A 22,827-nucleotide genomic window follows, 5' to 3' on the forward strand; every position below is an offset into this window, starting at 1 on the left:
AAAACGTCTGTTTTTTGTCAACTACAGGATTGGATCGCTAGTTTACCCAGCTATATCAAGGGTTTGTTTAAAGATTTGAGCTGCGAAAGTTGAGTAAGTAACATAAAGGATTAGATTGAATGGATGCTCTATAGTATTTCAGGTAGTCTAGCATATATTATAAAGAGTGGTGAAGTTACTAGCACGAATCCTGTTAAGAAGTGTGAGAAGAGGTCACTTCAACCGAACTAGACAAGCTCAATTTGAATGATTCTAACTAAGCAGTAATAGACTTTTTTAATAAGTGTGGTATTGTTCAATAAGCTAAATAAACAATAGTGCTAAAATAGGAATAAATGCTATGCTAGGTATGTATTAATTGAGTAATCAATATATTTAAGTAGTAACATAGAATGGAGAACTGTCAAATTATCATGGAGAACAATCGCTTAGAAATTCGCAATATTGAGGATGCCGCAGACCATATGCTTTTTCTGCTAAAGCATCTTTTGAGAGCCAATTCAGTCATCATTTCAATTCATAACGGGTTACCAGAACAGATTTATAAAGTTTACAATCAAGACGAGAAGTTTGCCAATGGTGAGGAAGGTATATTGCTCCTACAGAACATTAACAGTTTGATTACCCTAAATGACAATAAACCACTTCAAGTTACCCATACGAAGGACCATCTGGAATCTAAAGAGCTTACCCTTATCATTGATAAAGGAGTTCACTCCTTCGTCGGGGTTCCCCTGATGTTTGAGGACGGAAGATCTCACGGAACAATATGTGTGATGGATCAGGCAGTCAGTGAATATACTGACGAGGATGTCAAGTTATTATATGCACTGGCCATATTTTTTACCTACTTGATTGAATTGGAACAGAAGTCTGATTCTGCGGAACGACGTATCCAGACGAAAGTAGATTTGTTTACAATGCTTAGCCATGAGATTCGTACACCCATGAACGGGATTGTTGGAATGACTGATTTGATGATGACAACTGAATTGAATGAGCAGCAGAAGTATTATATGGAGATTATCAATGAGAGCAACACGAGATTATTAGAATTTTTAAATGACGTTCTGGAGTATAGCAAAATGGAGGCGGGCCAGCTAGACGTAGAAGAAGAGCCCTTCGATATTATTTCTATACTTGAGGAAACCATCTACCTGTTCTCGACGAAAGCGCTAGATAAGAACGTGGAAATGATACTCAATACAGATTCGGAAATCCCCCTCTACGTTCTAGGAGATGCGCAGAAGGTACGTCAGATCATTATGAATCTATTAAGCAATGCTCTTAAATTCACCCATGAAGGTGAAATTTTTGTTGAACTTAAATTATTGCCTGCCCGTGGTGAAGAGGAAGTGTGTGTGAAGATAACCGTAAAGGATACTGGAATAGGAATTGAAGAGGAGAAGTTAAGTTTTCTATTCAATAAATTCATGCAAGTCCATGACCAAAAGTCTGTTCATCACTATGGAGGAACTGGGTTGGGACTTGCTATTTGCAAGAATCTAGTTGAATTGATGGGCGGACATATTGAGGCTACGAGTGTGAAGGGAATGGGGACAACATTTGAGATTACCCTATTCCTCAAGAAATATTCGAGTCTGCCATCTATTCCCTTCGAGAGAGATGTGTTAGCCGGGACGAACATACTTCTTGTTGATGATAATCAAACTAGTCTTCAAGTCATCTCCTCGATGCTGGAGGATTGGGAAGTGACAGTGGCTTCTACGCAGAATCCGAAACAGGCGCTCGAATGGATTGCCGAAGGTCTCGAATTTGATCTTATCATGCTCGATAAAGATCTTGGAGGCATCGATGCAATTACAGTAACAGGTCAAATGCGTGAGCTAAATAAACATAAGAGGTTATCAGTGTTTCTTCTCGCACCAATCGGAACCAATCTCGATGATGATACAAGGTCGCTATTCGAATCCGTTATTATTAAGCCCATTCGTAAACTGCACCTGTTAAACGCTGTTCTATCATTACTGAAGCATACGGAGAAATTAGATTAATCGTAACATATTCGAATCAAAGTATGATTTATATCTGTTTTCAAAACGCGCGTTCTTCGGTAAAATCGCCGAAAGAGCGCAATTTTTAGGTTTTCAGGGGGACATACATGAAACCGAATTTAATAGCCACAGTCCAGGCAGCTACCGAGAGATGGTAACCAGTCAGGCTACAAGATCTATTAAATAACCATAAAAAAGGATGAAATGGATGACTACTTCAACTGCTAAAGCAAATAAGATTATATTATTTCAAGGAGATTCCATAACAGACGGTAACCGTGGCCGTAATGATGACCGCAACCATATTCTTGGACACAGTTATGCGTACATCATCGGTGCTAAGCTGGGAAATGATCTGGCGGAACAGCAACCCGTGGTTTATAACCGGGGTGTAAGTGGTGACCGGATTTCCGATTTATATGCACGCTGGAATGAAGATGCGATATGCCTCCAACCTGATATAATGAGCATATTAATCGGAGTCAATGATGCATGGAGAACGATGAAGGGCGAGCCGAGTGGAGTGACGGACCGTTTCGAGCGGGCATATCGGCATGTGCTTGAAGAGACAATTGAAGTGCTTCCGCAGACAAAATTAATATTATGTGAACCGTTTATTCTAAGAACGGGAGCTCCGGCAGAAAAGTGGGAGGCATGGGAGGAACGGATTACGCATTATCAGAATGTAGTCCTTCAGCTCGCGGAAGAGTTTCATGCGGTTCACGTACCTTTGCAGGGTGCTTTTAACATGGCAGCCCAGAGAGCGGATGCGGATTATTGGTTATGGGATGGCGTCCATCCGACGGCTGCAGGGCATGATTTAATTGCAAATGAGTGGCTGGAAATCGTAGGAAAGAGTGGACTCTTGAACGGTTGATATGTCATAGATGAATGGATAATCGTAGGATAAAGCCCATTAAATTTCTCTATGTTGTTTGTATCTGATGGAATAGGGGTAAGTAATGAAAGAGTCACCATTACCATTATTCTTAAGGAGGTTTTCGTCATGGAAAAGAAAATAGTTGGGGTGTTTGATACAGAACAAGAAGCTTCAAGAGCGATTGAAGGTTTGAAACTTCAAGGGATTGGAATAGAACATATCTCTGTTATAACTAAGGACCGAGAAGAATTGAAGGCTATTACTGACGAGACGGGAACGAAAGCGCCTGAAGGTGTGGCAGCTGGGGCTGCAACGGGTGTTGTATTAGGCGGCGTAACCGGATTACTCGCAGGTATTGGAGTATTAGCTATTCCTGGTATTGGACCGATTCTAGCTGCTGGACCGATTGCTGCAACGATCGCAGGTATCGCTGTAGGTGCTGGAGCAGGTGGATTAGTGGGTGGATTAGTGGGTCTAGGAATTCCTGAAGATGAAGCTGAGGAATATGAAGCCTATGTTAATCATGGTAAAATATTAGTACTCGTTGATTCAGGGGTAAGTGGGACAGGTGCATACGATGTGTTCCGTGAGAATAAGTCAATCAACTCGAGTCGTTATAACTCGGATATTAAATACTAACATTCATTCTCAGTTTGATACACGCTAGTTGTTTAATTGAGAATTCATAGGTTATACTTTAGGTATGGAAATATAGCACAAAATTCAGCTTATGAACGAGCTGAATTTTTTTTGATTTATGGGCTTAAAAGATCGTAAGAAGAATTCGTCATAGTGGGAGAATACGATGCCAAAAAGAGAAAGAATTATTGAGATTGAGCTTCTTCGAGGATTTGCCTTTCTAGCTGTGGCACTCCAACATGCTATCGCGCATTACTCGATTGTAGAGGGTATTACGTTGGAAGACGGTGTCCTGATGACCCTTCTTCTTATGTTAGCTAAATTTGCAGTCCCGGTGTTTATTTTCATTACAGGTATGGTTCTATTTTATAATTATACAGGTCCATTTAACTATGTATCTTTTCTAAAGAAGAGGGCTAAAGATATTCTTGTGCCATACATACTATGGTCATTCGTTTTCTTCTCCATCTCTTATGGATGGCAGCAAGGGATAATTCCACAAAGTATAAAATGGTTTCAGATGTTATTCACAGGTAAAAATAGTTACCATTTGTGGTATGTGGTCATGATTTTTCAATTTTATTTGCTGTTTCCGCTATTTCGTTACGTGATTTATAAGATGAAAAGTCATCTTACGGTTAAAGTACATATGTTTATTATGATTTGTGGGGGAATTCTCTTTGTGTGGCTGACTGCCAATATATTTAATATTGGTAAAGTTTTATCTATATTTCACATTCCGGTGATTACCGCGTGGTTTACACAATATGCAGATCGTAATTTTTTGTATTTTTCCTTATATTTTGTACTCGGTGCTTATGCGGGCCTATATCTAGATCTATGGAAAAAGTGGGTTAGAAAAGGAAGTGTTGTGTATGGGGGGACTTTTCTATTTTTGTTCGGATATTATGTTTATATCGTAGTCCAAAGTTTCCAAACATCCCATGGAATCAAGATTGTTTTCAACAGTGTGTCTTTGCTGAGGCCCTTGATGGTAGTGTTTCTTGTAAGTACTATCTTTGTGTGCTATAACCTCGCGAGCAGGATGGGAGATCATAGGGAGTCAAAGTGGAATAGGATGTTACTATCCATCGGCAAATACTCTTATGGAGCCTACTTAGTCCATGCACTTATGCTCAAGTATAGCTATTATTTCGATGTGACATGGTTTGTTCATTGGCCGGTTATTTTTCGAATGTTAATATCTTTTGTTATTTGTGTGTTGTTTTCTTATGTACTTGTGTGGATATTGTCTAGATTGCCATTCGGTAAATGGACTGTAGGTATTTCAAATCCAATCAAAAGAATCTAGGTCTAGTTAATCAGAGTGAATGAATATTGATTTCAAGGATTGATCCCTATGAACTTCTGAAAGTAGAAGTCATAGGTTTTTTTCATTTAAAGACTATTACAAACATATAATTAAGCTATTAAATAATCAATAATATAATATTTCGACATATGAAAAATTCACAATAGTAAGATTAAAAAATATGTTTAGAACATATCTGCCTATAGATTCTATTCTATGTAGTTAGTTCATTATATTTCACAGGTTATAAAAGTAGCTCGATATATGAACATGAACTATTGTGCAAGATGGAAAATAGTAGTATATAATAGTGGGAAGGTTAAATTCTAGAGAGGAGGACTGACCGATGGCTTTTATGATTGCTCAACGTGCTTTTATCAAAGTATATCTGATTACGATGGTGGAGCAGCAGAGAGGGTATGGATACCAGATGCTAGAAGAGCTCCGAGCAGAATTCAGCAGTTTTGGATATGCTCCGCCTCAAAGTGAAATATATCGCGCTTTGCATGAATTGGTGCAAGAAGGGGTCTTTTATCGTACCAAGCAATTGAAAGGAAATGATCCCCGTGTTGATTTCCAAGAAATTGTTCTCTACCATTTCACGGATAATGGTAAAGAGAAGGCTGAGTTATATAAGAAGCAAATTAAGACTGATCTTGACCGTTGCCTCGGTATCCTAAATAAGGCAGCGAGTGACAATTACTAATTCGTGCTTAATAACATGATGCGATGAACAGATGAGTCCATTGGATATAGGATAGAGGGCTTGATTATGCAACTAGACAAGAAATAGAGATGATGTCTTCTCTATTTAGCGTTGTTCTTTGCTGCGGTGGCTTCTTCTTTAGCCTTTAGAACAGCAAGTAATCCCAGACCTTCCGCCAATACTGCCAAGATAGATGCAATAATGTCTATATCGGCTGCTGATAAATCCTTAAAAGCATCAAGATTTAATGTATTGAGCTCATTTCTTTTAGACAAAGGATCACCCACTTAGCATTTTAATCATTCTATGGTTATTTTTCATTAATGCTTATGCATTAGTCTAGATTCATTAAAAGTAATTGAAATATGAGTTAGAATACAGATATAATTAAAGTACTATAATATTTATATACAGTCTTTGGAGAATGGGACTAATATCTAGAGTATCTAACACACTTTAAGGCATCAGATTATTGGAGGTATTCTAATTGGATGAGCACATGCAACGTCGGCTAGATAAGCAAAAAAAGTTATTTAATCAATTGGGAATTCATCTGGATGCGCTCTCGATCCATGAGAAGGAATTCAACAACAAGCTTCGTGGGTATGACCCGGATGAGGTAAATAGCTTCTTAGATGAGGTCATTAAAGATTATGAACGGTTCTATGCCACAATTGCGGATTTAATGGATAAATGGCAAGAGCAGCAGATGGTTATGCGTGATATGAAGGTTGGGGTTAAACCGGATATGACAGACTCATTTAAAATAGATCCAAGACAATTGGAGAATATTATTATGAAATTAGAAAATAACATCAAGGAATTAAAAACTAAAGTAAGTCCTGAACAACATTTTTATATTGAATAGAAATTGCTGTAGATTTAAAATAGTTCCTTTATGCAATTCCTCCATTATGAGGAATAGCATAAAGGTTTTTTTATGTTTTGATAACTTGATATTGTAAATAGAAGCCTTAAAAGAGGTTACGTCCTTTCGGAAAGTAACTTCATTCGAATTTGATGCGAAATTCGTAATATTATACTCTTGGATTTATGCAGGATAAATTCATAAACTTCCGAATATAGTCTGTTTAGACCTATAGAGGAGGCTGTACAATTGAAAATACGAACTAAGCCACGCGAGAGCTCTAACTTGTTAATGTGTCTTCATTTTTTTCTAGGGATTGGTGCGGTGATCGGAGGATTGATATTAATGATAGACCCTACGGGGGAGATGATAGACATGCCAGCATCTATGCTTGTTAACTCGCCTTTTGAACATTTTTTTATACCTGGATTCATTTTGTTGACTTGCTTAGGAGTTTTCCCGATTCTTATAGCTACGGCATTGAAGAAACGTTGGAACTGGGAACTAGCTAAGAAGTTAAATTTATATCAGGACAAACACTGGTCATGGGCATTTTCACTTTATTGTGGATTTGCGCTAATCATATGGATTACAGTTCAGGTTTATATGATTAATACAGTTTCGTTGATTCATGTCTTTTATATGTTGTTAGGGATATTGATCCAAATAGTAACGCTACTACCGCAAGTACAGCGGAAATATCAAGTTTAGCCTTACAATCCACCCATTTATTATTTTCCATTAACATATAATTTTGAGAGCTTTGTAGATTAGTTAGCCAACAATTATAAATATAATTTGGTTAGTATTGGGTAACAATAGTATAATGTTTGCAAAAACGTGAGCATGCTAGTAGGTTGAGCATGGACTATGAAAAAGTATTCTGCCGATGGAGGTGACTCTAGGTTCGCTCGATGCAGATTAATTGGGGGTATTTATTAATGGAGAAAATCGCAATTATTTCAGACATACATGGAAATATACCTGCATTGGAAGCCGTACTGAAAGATATCGGACGTCGCGATATAACGAGAATATTCTGTCTGGGTGATATTGTGGGAAAAGGGCCAAGTTCTGATCTTACTGTTGATTGGGTAAGGGAATATTGTGAACAGACCGTAAGGGGCAACTGGGATGAATTTATCTCTGAAGAAAGTGACTTGGAGGTTGTAAAGTGGAATCAAGCTGTGTTGGGAGAACATCGTCTTCAGTACTTACGGGAACTTCCATTCTCCATTGAATTTGTGATGAGCGGTAAATTTATTCGATTATTCCATGCTTCACCTCGAAGTATAAATGAGCGCATTCAACCTTGGGATGACCATGAGAAACGTCTATCCTTGTTTGAAAGTTCAGAATGGTGCCAACAGCAACTAACAGCAGATGTAGTTGGTTATGGAGATATTCATAATGCTTATATTCAGCACCTAAATGGAAAAACACTATTGAATGTAGGAAGTGTAGGTAACCCGCTTGATCTGACGCAGTCTTCCTATGTTGTTATAGAAGGTGAGATGGATAGCGCAACCCTAGCGCCTCTTAATATCCAGTTTATACGTGTTCCCTATGACATTGAACTTGCGATTCAACAAGCTGTCGCTACGGACATGCCTTCAATAGAGGCTTATATAAAAGAGCTTAGAACGGCTGTATATAGAGGGTTAAGTTAACACAAGTGCGACTATAAAAATGTAGTTGCAATAGTCCTCGTCACGTTGTAAAATACATAGTAGATTGTTACTTTATATTGCGCGCGTATGGCGGAATTGGCAGACGCACTAGACTTAGGATCTAGCGTTTCACGACGTGGGGGTTCAAGTCCCTCTACGCGCATCACTTAAGAAAAACCTTGAAAATCAAGGTTTTTTTTGTGTTTCTAAGGCGGAGATGCATTGGGATTAACCCCTAATTAAGAATCGCTCCTTAACCAAATATCAATAATCTAACGGACATTGATGATGCTAGATGCTAAATAGCTGAATAAGAGTATTTCTGTATTCGTATGTTTTTATAATAAGCGGAGAAAATAAGAGTATTGGTGATGATTCTACTCGAGTGAGAAGTCAATATTAGAAAGTATGACATAATATTTGACTATTGTTTTGATTTGAACTTATGTTTACTATTTTGGTTTTTCAAATTGACAAGCAGTGTTAAATGGGTTAGCTTCTATCTATATGCCGCCTTAATATACATATTAATTTTGTTTGGATTTACAAAAGTCAACTTTTTTATGTGAGGTTTTCTTTCTTTTTAAGGCAAACAAGTGTGAGTAACAGATGGAGGAATAGAGAATGAAGTTATTTGAATCTATGGAACAGTATGATTATGAAGAGGTAGTATTTTGTCAAGATAAGCAGTCTGGGCTAAGAGCAATAATCGCTATTCACGACACCACGCTTGGGCCTGCCCTTGGAGGTACGAGAATGTGGACATACGCTACAGAAGAGGATGCGATCGAGGATGCACTTCGGCTAGCTAAAGGCATGACTTATAAGAATGCTGTAGCGGGTCTGAACTTCGGTGGTGGTAAAACAGTTATTATGGGCGACCCCCGTAAAGATAAGAATGAAGCTATGTTTCGTGCCTTTGGTCGTTATATTCAGGGTCTGAATGGTCGTTATATTACTGCAGAAGATGTGGGTACAACGGTCTCAGATATGGATATTGTCTACCAGGAGACTGATTACGTAGCTGGAATCTCACCTACTTTTGGATCTTCGGGTAATCCTTCCCCCGCAACAGCATTTGGGATTTACCAAGGGATGAAAGCTGCAGCTAAAGAAGCCTTTGGGTCGGACTCGCTAGAAGGTAAGGTCGTGGCAGTACAGGGAGTAGGAAATGTAGCGTTGAACCTCTGCAAGCATTTACATCAAGAAGGGGCACGGTTAGTCATTACTGATATACATAAAGAGGCTGTTAATCGAGCACTGGAATTATTTCCTGCAAAAGTGGTAGACCCAAGTGAAATTATAGGTGTGGATTGTGATATTTATTCTCCATGCGCATTGGGAGCGACGATTAACGATGAATCTATTCCATTATTAAAAGCAAAGGTTATTGCCGGTTCTGCAAATAATCAGCTAAAAGAAGCTCGTCATGGGGATGCAATTCATGAATTAGGCATCTTCTACGCGCCTGACTATGTCATTAATGCGGGGGGCGTTATTAACATTGCTGATGAATTTAATGGTTATAATGCTGAACGTGCCATGAGTAAAGTAGGGGATATTTATCATAGTATTTCTCGTGTTTTTGCCATCTCGAAACGAGACGGTGTGCCAACCTATGTAGCGGCGGATCACCTGGCACTAGAGCGTATCGAAGCATTGAGATATTCACGTAAACAATTCCTGCAGAATGGGAATCACACGTTTAGTAAAAGAAGAACACATGCATAAGCGAACATATACGAAGATCTAATCATTCCAGCAATGCGCATATACTTGTGCATTGTTCTTTTTTTGTTGTGCTGAATGTGAACTGGAGACATGATAGAATAGGTCTAATTCGAATAATCATGAATTCTACATGAATGTTATGGAAATTCGGAGTCACTATTCATTATAATAGAAGATAGATTGTTGCTAATGAGAGGATGTATATACTTATGAAATTTAGTGAATATGGTTATGAACGCCCTAATCTAGAAGATGTTGAACAGAAATTCAAATCATTGCTTAGTCAATTCAACAACGCAAGTAGCTTTGTAGAACAAGATCAGATTATGACTTCTATTAATAAACTCCGTAGTGAAATTGAGACACAGGGTTCGATCGTAGGCATACGGCATTCTATCGATACCAATGATACATTCTATAAGGCGGAACAAGATTATATTGATGAGGCCGGCCCAGTCATCCAAGAATACATAACGGAATTCTACCACGGGCTTGTTAACTCTAAGTTCAGAGTGGATCTTGAGAATAAATGGGGAAGCCAACTTTTTCAGTTAGCGGAACTTTCGCTTAAGACGTTCAAACCAGAGATTATCGAAGATTTACAGCTTGAGAATAAGTTGACAACGGAATATTCTCAGCTTATTGCATCTGCCAAAATTATGTTTGAAGGCGAGGAACGTACATTACCACAACTGATTCCGTTCGAACAATCGACAGATCGAGAGTTGAGACGTCGTGCTGCGGAAGCAAGATTCACATTTATGGCTGAGAATGAAGAAACATTTGATCGTATCTATGATGACCTGGTTAAGGTACGGACGAAGATGGCTCATGCCCTTGGTTTTAATGATTTTATTGAACTGGGTTATGCACGTATGAATCGTACGGATTATAACGCAGAGATGGTCGCTAATTTCAGAGACCAAGTGTTGGAACATATTGTACCTGTAGCGGCTAAGTTGAAGGAACGGCAGAAGAATCGTATTGGGCTAGATCAAATGTACTATTACGATGATAATTTCAGCTTCAAATCAGGTAATGCTACACCTAAGGGAGATCCGGCGTGGATTCTTCAGAATGGTTCGAAGATGTACAGTGAATTATCGCCTGAGATGAATGAATTTTTTAAGTTTATGGTAGATAATGAATTGATGGATCTTGAGAGTAAGAAAGGGAAACAAGGTGGAGGTTATTGTACGTTCTTAAGTGAGTATGGTTCACCGTTTATTTTCTCCAATTTCAATGGAACTTCAGGTGATATTGATGTTCTAACACATGAGGCAGGTCACGCCTTCCAAGTGTATGAGAGTAGACATTATGAGGTGCCGGAATATAATTGGCCTACGTTTGAAGCGTGTGAGATTCATTCCATGAGTATGGAATTTTTCACTTGGCCTTGGATGGACCTTTTCTTTAAGGAAGATGCAGATAAATATCGGTTCAACCATCTCGCAGAATCATTAACATTTATTCCTTATGGTGTTGCAGTGGATGAATTCCAACACTATGTATACGGAAATCCAGAAGCAACCCCAACGGAACGTAAGAGTGCATGGCGTGCTCTGGAACAGAAATACTTGCCTTATCGTGATCAAGAGAATAATGATTATTTATTACGCGGTGGATTCTGGCAGAAGCAGGCTCACATCTACCAAACGCCATTCTACTATATCGATTATACGCTTGCTCAGATCTGTGCTTTACAATTCTGGAAACGCATGGACGAGGATTGGAAATTAGCATGGGTAGATTATCTGAAATTGTGTCAAGCTGGGGGCAGTCAGTCTTTCACAGGGCTAGTTAAGGTTGCGGGTCTAATCTCACCATTCGAGAATGGATGTGTATCCTCTGTGATCGGGCAGATTGAGAATTGGCTGGATGGCGTAGAAGATCAACTTTTGTAAAAAATATAGGAATTAACACAAGCCACATATGATACTTTGAACTGAACCCCAATGGTTAGACGTAACTTACCATTGGAGGTGCGTTTACTTCATATGTGGCTTGTGCTATACGTAGGCTCCTATTTATGGAAGGTTTGAGAATGTGCTTGTTAGAGATATTACAGAGGAAGATTGCGAAGGTTTGTTGATGCTAAATCAACAGATCGATCAAGAGACAAGATATATGATGTATGAACCAGGAGAGCGGAAGACAACTGCAGTACAACAACTAGAAATGATCCGTTCATTCATGAATATGAATAATTCTAATATTTTTGTGGCTGAGGAAGAGGGGATACTTCGCGGACATTTAACCGTTATCGGTGGTAACCCTAGAAGAATCCAGCATCGGGCACATCTTGTGATCGGAATATTAGATGGTTTTACTGGGAAAGGGATAGGAAGACTGCTGTTTGAGAAGATGGAGGCATGGAGAATGAATACCCCACTTACTAGATTGGAATTAACGGTTATGGCACATAATGAGCGAGCGATTTCGTTATACACCAAGCTGGGTTTTCAAATGGAAGGCACAAAGAAACAATCTATATTCGTGGATAATGCATATGTTGACGAGTATTCTATGGCTAAAATATTAGAATAATTGAATTGAAAAGAACCTAATAGACAAAATATGGGCTAATGCTCATATTTTTTTGTCTTGACCACTACCAAGTAGACAATTATGATTAGGAATAATAATTATCACTTAAGTGAGGGCCTTGTTATGTTATATTACTTTAGCGCGTTGTATGACAACAGCATTGAAGCTTGAACGAATTAGGGTAGTAGCTAAAGTTATGACAATATCACTAAAATGAAGAAAAGGGGTTTTATCAATGAAAAGGAAACTCGGCTTATTATTAGTATTTACAGCTCTAGTGATGACCATTGCTGCTTGTGGGAATAATTCAACTAAAGGTACTTCTGAGACATCAGAGGGAACTAAAGAAAGTACGGATACAAAAACTTACAAAGTTGCAATCTCACAGTATGTGGAGCACCCGTCGTTGGACGCTACGCGAGAAGGTTTCCTACAGGCATTGAAGGATGCTGGAATCACGGATGGGGATAACTTGAAATTAGATTATAATAATGCACAAGGTGACTCCACTAATAATATGTCAATCGCTCAGAAGGTTGCCTCCGATGGTAATGATCTAATCGTAGCTATCGCAACACCATCGGCGCAAGCAGTTGTTCAACAAGTAAAGGATAAGAGTCCGGTTCTGTTTGCTGCAGTTACAGATCCATTGGATGCGAAGTTAGTTACCAATCTTGATCAACCTGGGGGAAATGTCTCAGGTGCTTCCGATACGAATCCTGAGGCCATTGTGAAATTAATGGGTTTCATTGCAGATAGTTTCCCGAATATTAAAAACGTTGGGATCGTCATCAATGAAGGTGAACCGAATGCTAATGCAATGTCCAAGCTTGCCGAAGAAGCACTGTCGAAGCATAATATTAAGCTGATTAAGGCTTCAATCACGAATACTTCTGAAGTGAAACAAGCCGCAGAATCTTTAGTAGGTCGAGTAGATGCTCTCTATATTACACTTGATAATAGTGTCGTAAGTGGTGTGGATTCCATTATTCAAGTAGCTAATGACAAGGACATTCCTTTCTTCTCTAGCGATCGGGATACAGTAGAGAAAGGAGCTTTTGCAACAGTAGGCTTTAAATATTTCGACCATGGATACCAAGTGGGCCAGATGGCTGTTGAAATATTGAAGAACGGTAAGAACCCAGGTGATATGAAAGTAACCGTTCAGGAAAAACTGGATTTGATACTGAATTTGAAAGCTGCTGCAGAACAAGGTATCGAAGTCACAGATGCCATGAAGTCACAAGTTCAAGATCCCGATGTTAATATAATTCAATAAAGAATAAATGTATTACAGAGTGGATGATATCCATCATCCACTCTCCTTATTCCCAAGCTTACTAGGAGGTAGACATCATGCTTGGATCATTATTAGGAGCGCTTGAATCTGGGTTGTTATACGCATTTATGGCGCTTGGTGTATATATTACATTTCGGATTTTGGATTTTCCGGATTTAACGGTAGATGGAAGCTTTACCACTGGGGCTGCGATTGCTGCCGTATTGATTTCACATGGATACTCTCCAATACTTGCTAGTTTATCAGCTCTTGTGGGGGGGCTCATTGCTGGAATATGTACAGGGCTTCTTCATACAAAGGGCAAAATAAATGGATTAATGTCCGGTATACTCATGATGATCGCCCTGTATTCTATCAATTTAAGAATCATGATTAAACCTAATATTGCATTATATGGTTTAGATACATTGTTTATTTCTACAAACATATTGTTGGTTACACCGATTATTGTCATTGTTGTGGTTGCGTTATTAAATCGCTTTCTATACTCTGATCTTGGACTGGCTCTAAGAGCCACCGGAGATAACGAAAGAATGATCCGAAGTCTGGGTGCGAACACTGATTTCACAAAAATTGTTGGGATCAGCCTATCCAATGGATTAGTGGCTTTATCTGGGGCGTTCATCGCCCAACAGTCAGCTTTTGCCGATATCAATAGTGGCATTGGTATGATCGTCGTTGGACTAGCATCCGTTATTATTGGTGAAGCGATCTTTGGAGCTAGAAATGTTATTCATCATACAATTTCTGTCGTTCTAGGTTCAATCGTTTATCGCGTTGTAGTGGCGCTCGCGTTGAGGGTAGAGTGGTTAGAGGCTTCAGATATGAAATTAATAACTGCGATTATTGTTATCATTGCACTTGTATTGCCTTCAACACGAAGAGTAATAAAGCAGAAGACTATGGCTCAAAAGCGCTCTGCCGAAATTCTGAACTTGGGAAAAGATCAAACAGCAGGAGGTGTAAAATAAATGCTTCAGCTGTCTAAAGTATCTAAATTATTTAATCCAGGTACCCCTGATGAGAAAATAGCTCTGTTCAACATTAATTTACATCTAAAGCCTGGAGACTTTGTGACTGTTATCGGAAGTAATGGCGCTGGTAAATCTACATTAATGAATATTATTTCTGGTGGAATGAAGCCTGATACGGGTGATGTTTATATTGAAGGTAACAGTGTTAGTTATTTAACAGATTATCAACGAAGTCGTTGGATTGGGCGAGTATTTCAGGATCCTATGGCTGGAACAGCACCTAATATGACAATAGAAGAGAACTTAGCGATGGCATATACGCGTGGAAAATCTCGAGGTTTATCTTTTGGAGTTAAGGCTAGTAAGCGGAGATTATTTAAGGAAGAACTTGCTCGGTTGGGCATCGGATTGGAAAAGCGGCTACATGCGAAGGTAGGAACATTATCTGGTGGAGAAAGACAGGCTCTAAGCCTTCTGATGTCTACATTTACCAATCCGCAAATTCTTTTGCTGGATGAACATACCGCAGCACTTGATCCTGCTCGAGCAGAGCTTATTACTAGGCTGACAGAGAGTATTGTCAAGGAAATGAAACTTACGACATTAATGGTCACTCATAATATGGAACAGGCCATTCGACTGGGTAACCGTTTGATTATGATGGATAAGGGTCGGATTATATTAGATATTGATGAAAAACGTAAGAAGGACTTAACGGTAAAACAATTGCTTGGGGAATTTGAACAAATAAGTGGAAGTAAATTATCAGATGATCGTTTAGTCTTAGGATAACTAGGATAACCTCTCACTATAAATGGCGAGAGGTTTTTTTATGCAATTAGAAGTAGATAATGTGGTATATTTGTACTCATACATAGTTCGATCTATCTAGCTGTTAACGAAGTGAATTAATCCCACATATTCATCATAATCATTAGATGTGACAGGAGCTGGCGTGTTTGCCTAAGAATATTTTTCTAAATAAGATAAGTGCTCGAATAATTATTAGTTACGTCCTGATTATCATTTGTTTGGGCGGGTTCCTCGGTATTATATCTAGTCGGGTTCAATCTCTGCAGAGAGAAACAGATTTTATTAGTAACCATGATATACAAGTACATGATCTAACGCATACCATTGAGAAAAACGTACTTGATATGGAGACAGGCCTACGTGGCTACCTGATTACAGGCGATGTGAATTATCTTGAACCGTATAATAAAGCGCTTTCCGAATGGCCTCTTGCCTATATTGAATTATACCAATTGGTATCAGATAATCCTGTGCAGCAGAAAAATTTGCGAGAAATACAACAAAATATTATACATTGGATTAATAATGAAGGAAGCCCTCTAATTACTTTGAAGAAGGAAAACCAAGATGAAGAATTACTTCGCTCCTTTACTAATAATGCTGGGAAAATTCAGATGGATTTCTTACATATTCAATTTGCAACTTTTCTTCAAGTGGATAAGACGCTGACCATTGATCGAGTAGCTATGTTGGCGGAGGATAACAAAAGCTTAATGGTTACCATATATTCGCTTTGGGGTCTAGTCGCTATAGCTTCCATAGCTGCGGCAATCATGATTTCAAGAAATATCGTGAATCCAATTAAACAGGTCACCGAAGCTATCGATGTTATTACTGCTGGCGGTAATTTAACAAAACGTATTGAAGTTACGACAAAGGATGAGACATCTGGATTGGCCAATTCAACCAATCAGCTTCTGGCGATGATGGATCGTCAGAATTGGACGAAGGATCAGGTTGCGCGGATGTCTACAATACTTCAAAGTGCTCCAGATTTGAATTCATTAAGTCAAATATTCCTGGACAATATCGCTGGGTTGTTTAATATGCCTTATGGTGTCTTATATGTAGCTAGACTGAATCAGTTATATAAGGTGGCATCTTTTGCAGGTTCTTTGGAAGACACGAGTGGACTGGGTAGAGAAAGTTTCTTGTGGGGAGAGGGGCTAGTTGGACAGTCCGCAGCAGAGAATCGAATGTTAATTCTTGACCAGGTCCCAAATCATTATATGGTCATTCATTCGGGATTAGGGCAAGCGGCGCCCCTTGAAATTGTTATTGCTCCTATAGAATTTGAAGGTAAAGTATTAGCTGTCATTGAATTAGGATCATTTGTTAGTTCTACTGCTCTAGAACTCGATCTGCTAAAGCAATTATTACTCACACTCGGTGTTACGATGCACACCGTGATCATCAAGATGGAAATGCAGGAGCTGTATAATGAATCATTAGCTTTAAATGATGAATTGCAAATTCAGTCAGAGGCATATCAGATTCAATCTGAAGAGCTGCGTATGCAAGCGGGTGAAATGCAAACGTTAAATGACAAGTTGGAGGGTCAAATAAACGTAGCAGCGAGGACTGCGCTGGAATTAGAAAAGTATACACAACAATTACAAACGAGTTCTGGGTACCAATCTCAATTTTTAGCGAATATGTCCCATGAGCTTAGAACACCCTTAAACAGCATGCTTATTTTATCGCAATTATTATCTGAGAACTCCAATAACTCTCTTTTATTAGAAGAGCAGAATTATGCAGCTATGATTCATTCTTCCGGAAGTGACCTATTGAATTTGATTAACGATATACTAGATTTATCGAAAGTGGAAGCGGGTCAAATGGAGATTGATATGGGTACAGTAAACTTAACGGAACTTCCAGAAATAATGAACCGTACATTCTTAAAAATGGCTGAAAATAAATCAATCCACTTAAGAATTGAGTTTGAAGAAAGTACACCTAACACCTTGTATACGGATGAACTTCGTCTTCATCAGATCTTACGAAATCTATTGTCGAATGCGATCAAATTTACAGAGTCTGGAGAAGTATATCTAAAGATTTATCAAGTTGAGGCCCCAAATACCCCTGATTTTTCAAGTGCATCTAAAGTGATAGCGTTCACTGTACGGGATTCAGGAATAGGAATAACTGCAGTGCAACAAGGGTTTATATTTGATGCGTTCAAACAAGCGGATGGAGCGACGGCACGTAAATATGGTGGGACCGGATTAGGATTATCGATTTCACTACAACTGGCTAAATTACTAGGTGGATATATTCATGTAGAAAGTGAGCTGGGTGCAGGAAGTGTTTTCACATTGTATATTCCAATAACTGATCCAGATTCGGAAGATCATCCTCCATTTATCTTGTTAGATGAGGCTGCCTCAACTCACGAGTACCGCCATGATCCTACTGAAAAGTTACTATTGGACAGTCAAAGCCAATCAACAGATTTGGCTCTTCAAGAAAATGATTCAGTGTTGTTTGACGGAAAAATAATATTGGTGGTAGACGATGATATTCGAAATGTATACGCGCTAGCGAAGGCCCTAGAGAAGTATAATATGCAAGTAATGACGGCCCATAATGGCTACGAATGTCTAGATATATTGCAATCCAATACATCTGTTGATCTTGTGCTGATGGACATTATGATGCCTGAGATGGATGGTTATCAGACGATGACTAATATTCGCGAGACGTTAAACATGTCAGAGTTACCGATCATTGCCCTTACCGCAAAAGCAATGAAAGAAGATCGAGAGAAATGTATGAGTGTTGGGGCATCAGACTACTTGAGTAAACCACTAGATGTAAGTCAGGTGATAGCGAGTATGAAGGCGTTATTAACCTAGATGATAATTTGAAGTAAGGATTGATTTCTTATAGCAGATGGCGCTGCTGAATTGGAATCAATCCTTTTTTAGTCTTGACAGTAGTCTTCTAGCATGAGAAAATGTACGCGTGTACATAAATATTGAAGGAGGGTTCATTATCGTGTCTCGTAAGGAAGTGGCCGATCTTGCTGGTGTCTCGGAAGCGACTGTATCCCGTGTGTTAAATGGCGTAGGGCCGATGAAGGAAGAGACGAGACAAAAGGTACAAGAGGCAGTGACTAGACTGAATTATACACCTAGTGCCTTAGCACGGAGTTTCGCAACCAGCAAAAGTGGTAACTTAGGTGTAGTCCTTCCTTACGTACCTAAAGTTCATATGTTCTCTACGTATTTCTTCTCTGAAATTCTAAGTGGAATCGGAAGTAAGTCGCGTGAGCTCGGGTATGATGTATTGCTCTTATTTCGTACACCGGATGAAGTTATGAATTATGCTCGGCTATTTCATACGCACAAGGTGGATGCTTGCATTATTCTTGGCGCCAAGGATGAACCTACAGAATTAGAATCGCTACGTAGATTGAAAGAGGAGAAGAGACATTTTTGCCTAATTAATCAACATTATGAGGGAGAATTATTCAGTGAAGTGGATGCTGATCATATTCTAGGTAGCTATCAAGCTGTCCAACATCTGATCGATCAGGATTTCAAGAGAATAGCTTTCATTAATGGACCATCGAGCTATTCGAATAGTCGAGATCGGTTAGCTGGATATAAGCAGGCACTAGCGGAGAATAATCTTCAGTACAATGAAAAATATGTGTTCGAAGGCAATTTCAGTAGGAGTAGTGGTTATATGGCTGCTTCAGCAATTCTGCCCTATTTACAAGAGATTGATGCGGTATTTGCATCGAATGATCGTATGGCCATTGGACTGCAGCAAGGTCTTAGAGACATGGGTATTCACAAGCATTTATTTCCAGCCATGGTCGGCTATGATAACTCCGATTCAACGGAGGTTACATCGCCCACTTTAAGCAGCGTAGAAGTTCCTTTTTTCGAAATGGGAGAATTAGCTGTTGAGAAATTGGTTAATAGTCTTGAAAATTCTGCTGCAGCTATGGAAGAGCATTTCTCAATTCATTTACCAACGAAGCTTATCGTTAGAGAATCTTCAGTGATGAAGGATTCAAACAAGGAGGAATGAGGATGAAAGAGCTTCGTATTGGCATGGTAGGCTATAAGTTTATGGGGAAAGCGCACAGTAATGCCTATCGAGCATTGCCTATGTTTTTTCCAGATCAAGCGCTTAAACCGAAGTTATCAGTCATTTGTGGGCGTGATGAGGTAGGGGTTAAGCAAGCAGCGAATCAATTTGGCTGGGCTGAATCAGAGACCGATTGGAATAAGTTAGTTCAGCGGGATGATATTGATCTGATAGATATTAATGCACCGAGTAATGCGCATAAGGATATTGCCTTGGCCGCGGCCAAAGCAGGTAAACATATTTTCTGTGAGAAGCCGCTGGCGCTAACACTTGCTGACTCTCGTGAAATGTTGCATGCTGCTGAGCAGGCAGGGATTAAGCATATGGTGGGATATAACTATCGTTTCTCACCCGCGGTACAGCTTGCTAAGAAATTAATAGACAGTGGTAGACTAGGTCAAATTTATCATTTCCGGGCGTGGTTTCTACAAGATTGGATTCTCGATCCTTCTTTTCCACTCGTATGGAGATTACAGAAGGATATTGCTGGCTCCGGCTCCCATGGAGATCTAGGGGCTCATCTTATCGATCTTGCACACTTCCTAGTTGGGGAAATGAAGGAAGTGATTGGGATGAGTGAGACGTTTATTAAAGAGCGCCCATTAGCTAGTGAAATGACAGGACTATCAGCAAAAGGCAGCATGGAGGGTCCTAAAGGTCCGGTTACAGTCGATGATGCGACTTTATTTATGAGTCGTTTTGTAAACGGTGCCATGGGTAGCTTTGAGTCAACTCGCTTTGCAGCAGGGCACCGCAGTACGAATTCTTTTGAGATCAACGGAGGTAAGGGTAGTGTGAAATTTGATTTTGAACGAATGAATGAATTAGAAGTCTACTTCACAGATGATGATGAAGATGTGCAAGGATTCAGACGTGTACTAGCTACAGATGCAGCACATGCTTACTCGGAAGCTTGGTGGCCAGCAGGTCATACTATCGGATTCGAGCATACATTTACACATGAAATGTTAGAAATGCTAAATGCGATACATGAAGATAGACAACCATCGCCTAATTTCAGTGATGGCGTGAAGTGTCAAGAAGTATTGGAAGCTGTTGAACGATCCGTTGAAGAACGTCGCTGGGTATCGATCTCAGAAATGTAATTTCTAATATAGGAGTGTGAGGGAATTGAGAAAAGCTTTAATCGTATGGGGTGGATGGGATGGTCACGAGCCCGAGCAGGTTGCTAATATTTTTCGAGATGTACTAGAACAACAGCAGTTCGAAGTAGAAGTATCGGATACGTTAGAAGCGTTCTCTAATCGAGAGAAGTTGCTTGAACTTGATTTAATCGTGCCTGTATGGACGATGGGTGAGATTAGTAATGAACTTGTGGATAATGTACTGGCAGCCGTTCAGAGTGGGGTTGGTATTGCAGGCTGTCATGGTGGGATGTGTGATTCATTTCGTGCGAATGTGAATTGGCAATTCATGACGGGTGGTCAATGGGTAGCTCACCCCGGTAATGATGGGGTAGAGTACAAAGTCAATATGAAATATAGTTCAGGAATGCTGTTTGAAGGTATTGAAGATTTCGAAGTCAAGAGCGAGCAATATTATCTTCATATTGATCCAGCGGTCGAAGTGCTGGCTACAACGACGTTCCCTATAGCAGATGGACCTCATGCTACGAATAGAACGGTTGAAATGCCTGTCGTATGGACGAAACGTTGGGGCGCAGGACGCGTGTTCTACAACTCTCTTGGACATCATGCGGATATTGTGACGATACCACAGGTTCAAGAAATGATGCGTAGAGGATTCTTATGGGCAGCTGATGGCAAGCAGGTAGCCGAGCAACAGGATCATGTTCATGATAAGAGCACAGCTTACAATGGGATGGCAGATAGCAATTACTAGCAGTGTCATGGAAGGAGAATTTAAAGTGGATAAAATTAAGGTGGGTATCATTGGTTGTGGAAAGATCAGTAGTATTTACATGGAAAACTTCAGGAAATTTGAGATAGTAGATTTAATAGCCTGTGCCGATCTCGATCTAGAGCGTGCCCGAGAAAAGGCAGCTGAATTTAGTATTGCAAAAGCGTATACGCCAGAGGAGCTTCTGGCTGATCCGGAGATTCAGATTGTTGTTAATTTGACGATACCGATTGCGCACGCATCGGTATGTCTCCAGGCTCTAGAAGCAGGTAAGCACGTCTATGTTGAGAAGCCGCTAGCTGTGACCCGAGAAGAAGGGGAGCGGGTATTGAATGCGGCTAAGCATCATAATTTACGAGTTTCTTGTGCTCCTGAGACGTTCTATGGTGCAGGTATTCAGACAGCGTTGAAGCTTATTAATGATGGGGTTATTGGTCGACCTATTGCTGCAACCGCCTTTATGATGAGTGGGGGGCATGAGGGGTGGCATCCAGATCCTGAGTTTTATTACGCTGTGGGTGGAGGTCCGATGTTCGACATGGGCCCTTACTACCTGACGGCGCTAGTGCAATTGCTTGGCCCTATTAAAAGAATAACAGGTATAACAGGTCAAGCGCATGATGAAAGAGTGATAACAAGTGAGAAAAAACGTGGTCAAACAATTTCTGTGGAGATCCCAACACATGTAGCTGGAGTCATGGAATTTGAACAAGGAGCCATCGGGACGATGATTACAAGTTTTGATATCTTTGGCGGAAGTAATTTGCCACCCATTGAGATATACGGTACTGCCGGAACATTACAAGTACCCGATCCTAACGATTTCGGTGGACAAGTGAAATATCGCCTCCACCGGCAATCAGAGTGGACAGAACAACCGTTATTGTTCGGATATGATAGTAATACAAGAGGAATCGCAGTAGCGGATATGGCCTATGCAATCCAAAGCGGTCGTCCTCATCGAGCTAGTGGTGAATTAGCTTATCATGTCCTTGAAGCGATGTGGGCATTTCATGATTCTTCAGATGATCGGAAACATTATGAAATGCAAAGTACATGTACTAGGCCGAATCCGATGCCGGAGAATCTCGAGCCCTACACATTAGACATATAATGAAGATCGGTAGAAATGATCTAATAGTATGACGTATTGATTACTTAAGTCAACATATTGCACAAATGAAAGAGGCGGTTGCAGACGGAGTGGAATTGATGGGTTATACGAGCTGGGGGCCAATTGATCTAGTCAGTATGTCTACATCGGAAATGTCCAAACGTTACGGGTTTGGGTCTGTCAATAGTTTTGTGTAAACTCTTTTAATATGGCTTCTCCCCGAGGGGAGATAAAAATCATTTCACATACTGCCCAACACGTTCTGGA

20 protein-coding genes, 1 tRNA gene and 1 pseudogene are annotated in these 22,827 nt (G+C 39.8%); 21 read left to right on the forward strand and 1 reads right to left on the reverse strand.

What is annotated here, in order from left to right:
- Positions 1 to 392 precede the first annotated feature (392 nt).
- From J2T13_RS24800 to J2T13_RS24820, 5 genes are all read left to right on the forward strand, one after another.
- Positions 393 to 2,015 (forward strand): ATP-binding protein, encoded by a 1,623-nt coding sequence (locus J2T13_RS24800; RefSeq protein ID WP_429375227.1) that lies wholly within the window; start codon positions 393 to 395, stop codon positions 2,013 to 2,015.
- Between the two features lie 208 nt (positions 2,016 to 2,223).
- Entirely contained in the window at positions 2,224 to 2,892 is a 669-nt protein-coding gene (locus J2T13_RS24805) for an SGNH/GDSL hydrolase family protein (protein WP_429375228.1), read from the forward strand.
- A gap of 129 nt (positions 2,893 to 3,021) precedes the next feature.
- Entirely contained in the window at positions 3,022 to 3,534 is a 513-nt protein-coding gene (locus J2T13_RS24810) for a general stress protein (RefSeq protein WP_429375230.1), read from the forward strand.
- Positions 3,535 to 3,700: 166 nt separating this feature from the next.
- A complete protein-coding gene (locus J2T13_RS24815; RefSeq protein WP_429375231.1) occupies positions 3,701 to 4,846 on the forward strand; it encodes an acyltransferase in 1,146 nt (381 codons plus the stop codon).
- Between the two features lie 346 nt (positions 4,847 to 5,192).
- Entirely contained in the window at positions 5,193 to 5,552 is a 360-nt protein-coding gene (locus tag J2T13_RS24820; protein WP_429375232.1) for a helix-turn-helix transcriptional regulator, read from the forward strand.
- Positions 5,553 to 5,653: 101 nt separating this feature from the next.
- Here J2T13_RS24820 and J2T13_RS24825 read toward each other — a convergent pair whose 3' ends face one another.
- Positions 5,654 to 5,827 (reverse strand): hypothetical protein, encoded by a 174-nt coding sequence (locus J2T13_RS24825; RefSeq protein ID WP_429375234.1) that lies wholly within the window; start codon positions 5,825 to 5,827, stop codon positions 5,654 to 5,656.
- A gap of 212 nt (positions 5,828 to 6,039) precedes the next feature.
- On the opposite strand from J2T13_RS24825, the gene J2T13_RS24830 reads away from it, so the two are divergent.
- The 16 genes and pseudogenes from J2T13_RS24830 to J2T13_RS24905 all read left to right on the forward strand — a co-directional run.
- On the forward strand, positions 6,040 to 6,420 hold the full coding sequence (locus J2T13_RS24830) for a DivIVA domain-containing protein (protein WP_429375236.1): 381 nt from the start codon (positions 6,040 to 6,042) through the stop codon (positions 6,418 to 6,420).
- 249 nt (positions 6,421 to 6,669) lie between these two features.
- Entirely contained in the window at positions 6,670 to 7,131 is a 462-nt protein-coding gene (locus tag J2T13_RS24835) for a hypothetical protein (RefSeq protein WP_429375237.1), read from the forward strand.
- A 230-nt stretch (positions 7,132 to 7,361) separates the two neighbouring features.
- On the forward strand, positions 7,362 to 8,090 hold the full coding sequence (locus J2T13_RS24840) for a metallophosphoesterase family protein (RefSeq protein ID WP_429375241.1): 729 nt from the start codon (positions 7,362 to 7,364) through the stop codon (positions 8,088 to 8,090).
- 81 nt (positions 8,091 to 8,171) lie between these two features.
- A tRNA-Leu gene (locus tag J2T13_RS24845) sits at positions 8,172 to 8,253 on the forward strand.
- Positions 8,254 to 8,714: 461 nt separating this feature from the next.
- Positions 8,715 to 9,821: a Leu/Phe/Val dehydrogenase gene (locus tag J2T13_RS24850; protein WP_429375243.1), complete on the forward strand. Its 1,107-nt coding sequence runs from the start codon at positions 8,715 to 8,717 to the stop codon at positions 9,819 to 9,821.
- A 209-nt stretch (positions 9,822 to 10,030) separates the two neighbouring features.
- Positions 10,031 to 11,725, forward strand: coding sequence for a M3 family oligoendopeptidase (locus J2T13_RS24855; RefSeq protein ID WP_429375244.1), 1,695 nt, complete (start codon positions 10,031 to 10,033; stop codon positions 11,723 to 11,725).
- 142 nt (positions 11,726 to 11,867) lie between these two features.
- Positions 11,868 to 12,368, forward strand: a complete 501-nt coding sequence (locus tag J2T13_RS24860) for an N-acetyltransferase family protein (protein WP_429375245.1) — start codon at positions 11,868 to 11,870, stop codon at positions 12,366 to 12,368.
- A gap of 235 nt (positions 12,369 to 12,603) precedes the next feature.
- Entirely contained in the window at positions 12,604 to 13,647 is a 1,044-nt protein-coding gene (locus J2T13_RS24865) for an ABC transporter substrate binding protein (RefSeq protein WP_429375246.1), read from the forward strand.
- 77 nt (positions 13,648 to 13,724) lie between these two features.
- Positions 13,725 to 14,639: an ABC transporter permease gene (locus J2T13_RS24870; RefSeq protein ID WP_429375248.1), complete on the forward strand. Its 915-nt coding sequence runs from the start codon at positions 13,725 to 13,727 to the stop codon at positions 14,637 to 14,639.
- On the forward strand, positions 14,640 to 15,434 hold the full coding sequence (locus tag J2T13_RS24875) for an ABC transporter ATP-binding protein (RefSeq protein ID WP_429375249.1): 795 nt from the start codon (positions 14,640 to 14,642) through the stop codon (positions 15,432 to 15,434).
- 167 nt (positions 15,435 to 15,601) lie between these two features.
- Complete coding sequence (locus J2T13_RS24880) at positions 15,602 to 18,319, forward strand: CHASE3 domain-containing protein (protein WP_429375251.1); 2,718 nt, start codon at positions 15,602 to 15,604, stop codon at positions 18,317 to 18,319.
- A gap of 139 nt (positions 18,320 to 18,458) precedes the next feature.
- Entirely contained in the window at positions 18,459 to 19,505 is a 1,047-nt protein-coding gene (locus J2T13_RS24885; protein ID WP_429375257.1) for a LacI family DNA-binding transcriptional regulator, read from the forward strand.
- Between the two features lie 2 nt (positions 19,506 to 19,507).
- Positions 19,508 to 20,671 carry a Gfo/Idh/MocA family protein gene (locus J2T13_RS24890; protein ID WP_429375252.1) on the forward strand — a complete coding sequence of 388 codons (1,164 nt, stop codon included), beginning with the start codon at positions 19,508 to 19,510 and terminating at the stop codon, positions 20,669 to 20,671.
- A 25-nt stretch (positions 20,672 to 20,696) separates the two neighbouring features.
- Positions 20,697 to 21,428, forward strand: coding sequence for a ThuA domain-containing protein (locus tag J2T13_RS24895; protein WP_429375254.1), 732 nt, complete (start codon positions 20,697 to 20,699; stop codon positions 21,426 to 21,428).
- Positions 21,429 to 21,453: 25 nt separating this feature from the next.
- Positions 21,454 to 22,560, forward strand: a complete 1,107-nt coding sequence (locus J2T13_RS24900; protein ID WP_429375255.1) for a Gfo/Idh/MocA family protein — start codon at positions 21,454 to 21,456, stop codon at positions 22,558 to 22,560.
- 32 nt (positions 22,561 to 22,592) lie between these two features.
- Positions 22,593 to 22,733 (forward strand): annotated as a pseudogene (locus J2T13_RS24905) (family 1 glycosylhydrolase); the annotation flags it as partial.
- Positions 22,734 to 22,827: the final 94 nt, after the last annotated feature.

Source organism: Paenibacillus sp. DS2015, from assembly GCF_050433705.1.
Classification (GTDB): Bacteria; Bacillota; Bacilli; order Paenibacillales; family Paenibacillaceae; genus Paenibacillus_AQ.

What these genes read in the sequence shown, in the direction of transcription:
- J2T13_RS24800 (WP_429375227.1), top strand. Translation starts at nt 393, where the DNA reads ATGGAGAACTGTCAAATTATCATGGAGAACAATCGCTTAGAAATTCGC.
- J2T13_RS24805 (WP_429375228.1), top strand. Translation starts at nt 2,224, where the DNA reads ATGACTACTTCAACTGCTAAAGCAAATAAGATTATATTATTTCAAGGA.
- J2T13_RS24810 (WP_429375230.1), top strand. Translation starts at nt 3,022, where the DNA reads ATGGAAAAGAAAATAGTTGGGGTGTTTGATACAGAACAAGAAGCTTCA.
- J2T13_RS24815 (WP_429375231.1), top strand. Translation starts at nt 3,701, where the DNA reads ATGCCAAAAAGAGAAAGAATTATTGAGATTGAGCTTCTTCGAGGATTT.
- J2T13_RS24820 (WP_429375232.1), top strand. Translation starts at nt 5,193, where the DNA reads ATGGCTTTTATGATTGCTCAACGTGCTTTTATCAAAGTATATCTGATT.
- J2T13_RS24840 (WP_429375241.1), top strand. Translation starts at nt 7,362, where the DNA reads ATGGAGAAAATCGCAATTATTTCAGACATACATGGAAATATACCTGCA.
- J2T13_RS24850 (WP_429375243.1), top strand. Translation starts at nt 8,715, where the DNA reads ATGAAGTTATTTGAATCTATGGAACAGTATGATTATGAAGAGGTAGTA.
- J2T13_RS24855 (WP_429375244.1), top strand. Translation starts at nt 10,031, where the DNA reads ATGAAATTTAGTGAATATGGTTATGAACGCCCTAATCTAGAAGATGTT.
- J2T13_RS24865 (WP_429375246.1), top strand. Translation starts at nt 12,604, where the DNA reads ATGAAAAGGAAACTCGGCTTATTATTAGTATTTACAGCTCTAGTGATG.
- J2T13_RS24870 (WP_429375248.1), top strand. Translation starts at nt 13,725, where the DNA reads ATGCTTGGATCATTATTAGGAGCGCTTGAATCTGGGTTGTTATACGCA.
- J2T13_RS24875 (WP_429375249.1), top strand. Translation starts at nt 14,640, where the DNA reads ATGCTTCAGCTGTCTAAAGTATCTAAATTATTTAATCCAGGTACCCCT.
- J2T13_RS24890 (WP_429375252.1), top strand. Translation starts at nt 19,508, where the DNA reads ATGAAAGAGCTTCGTATTGGCATGGTAGGCTATAAGTTTATGGGGAAA.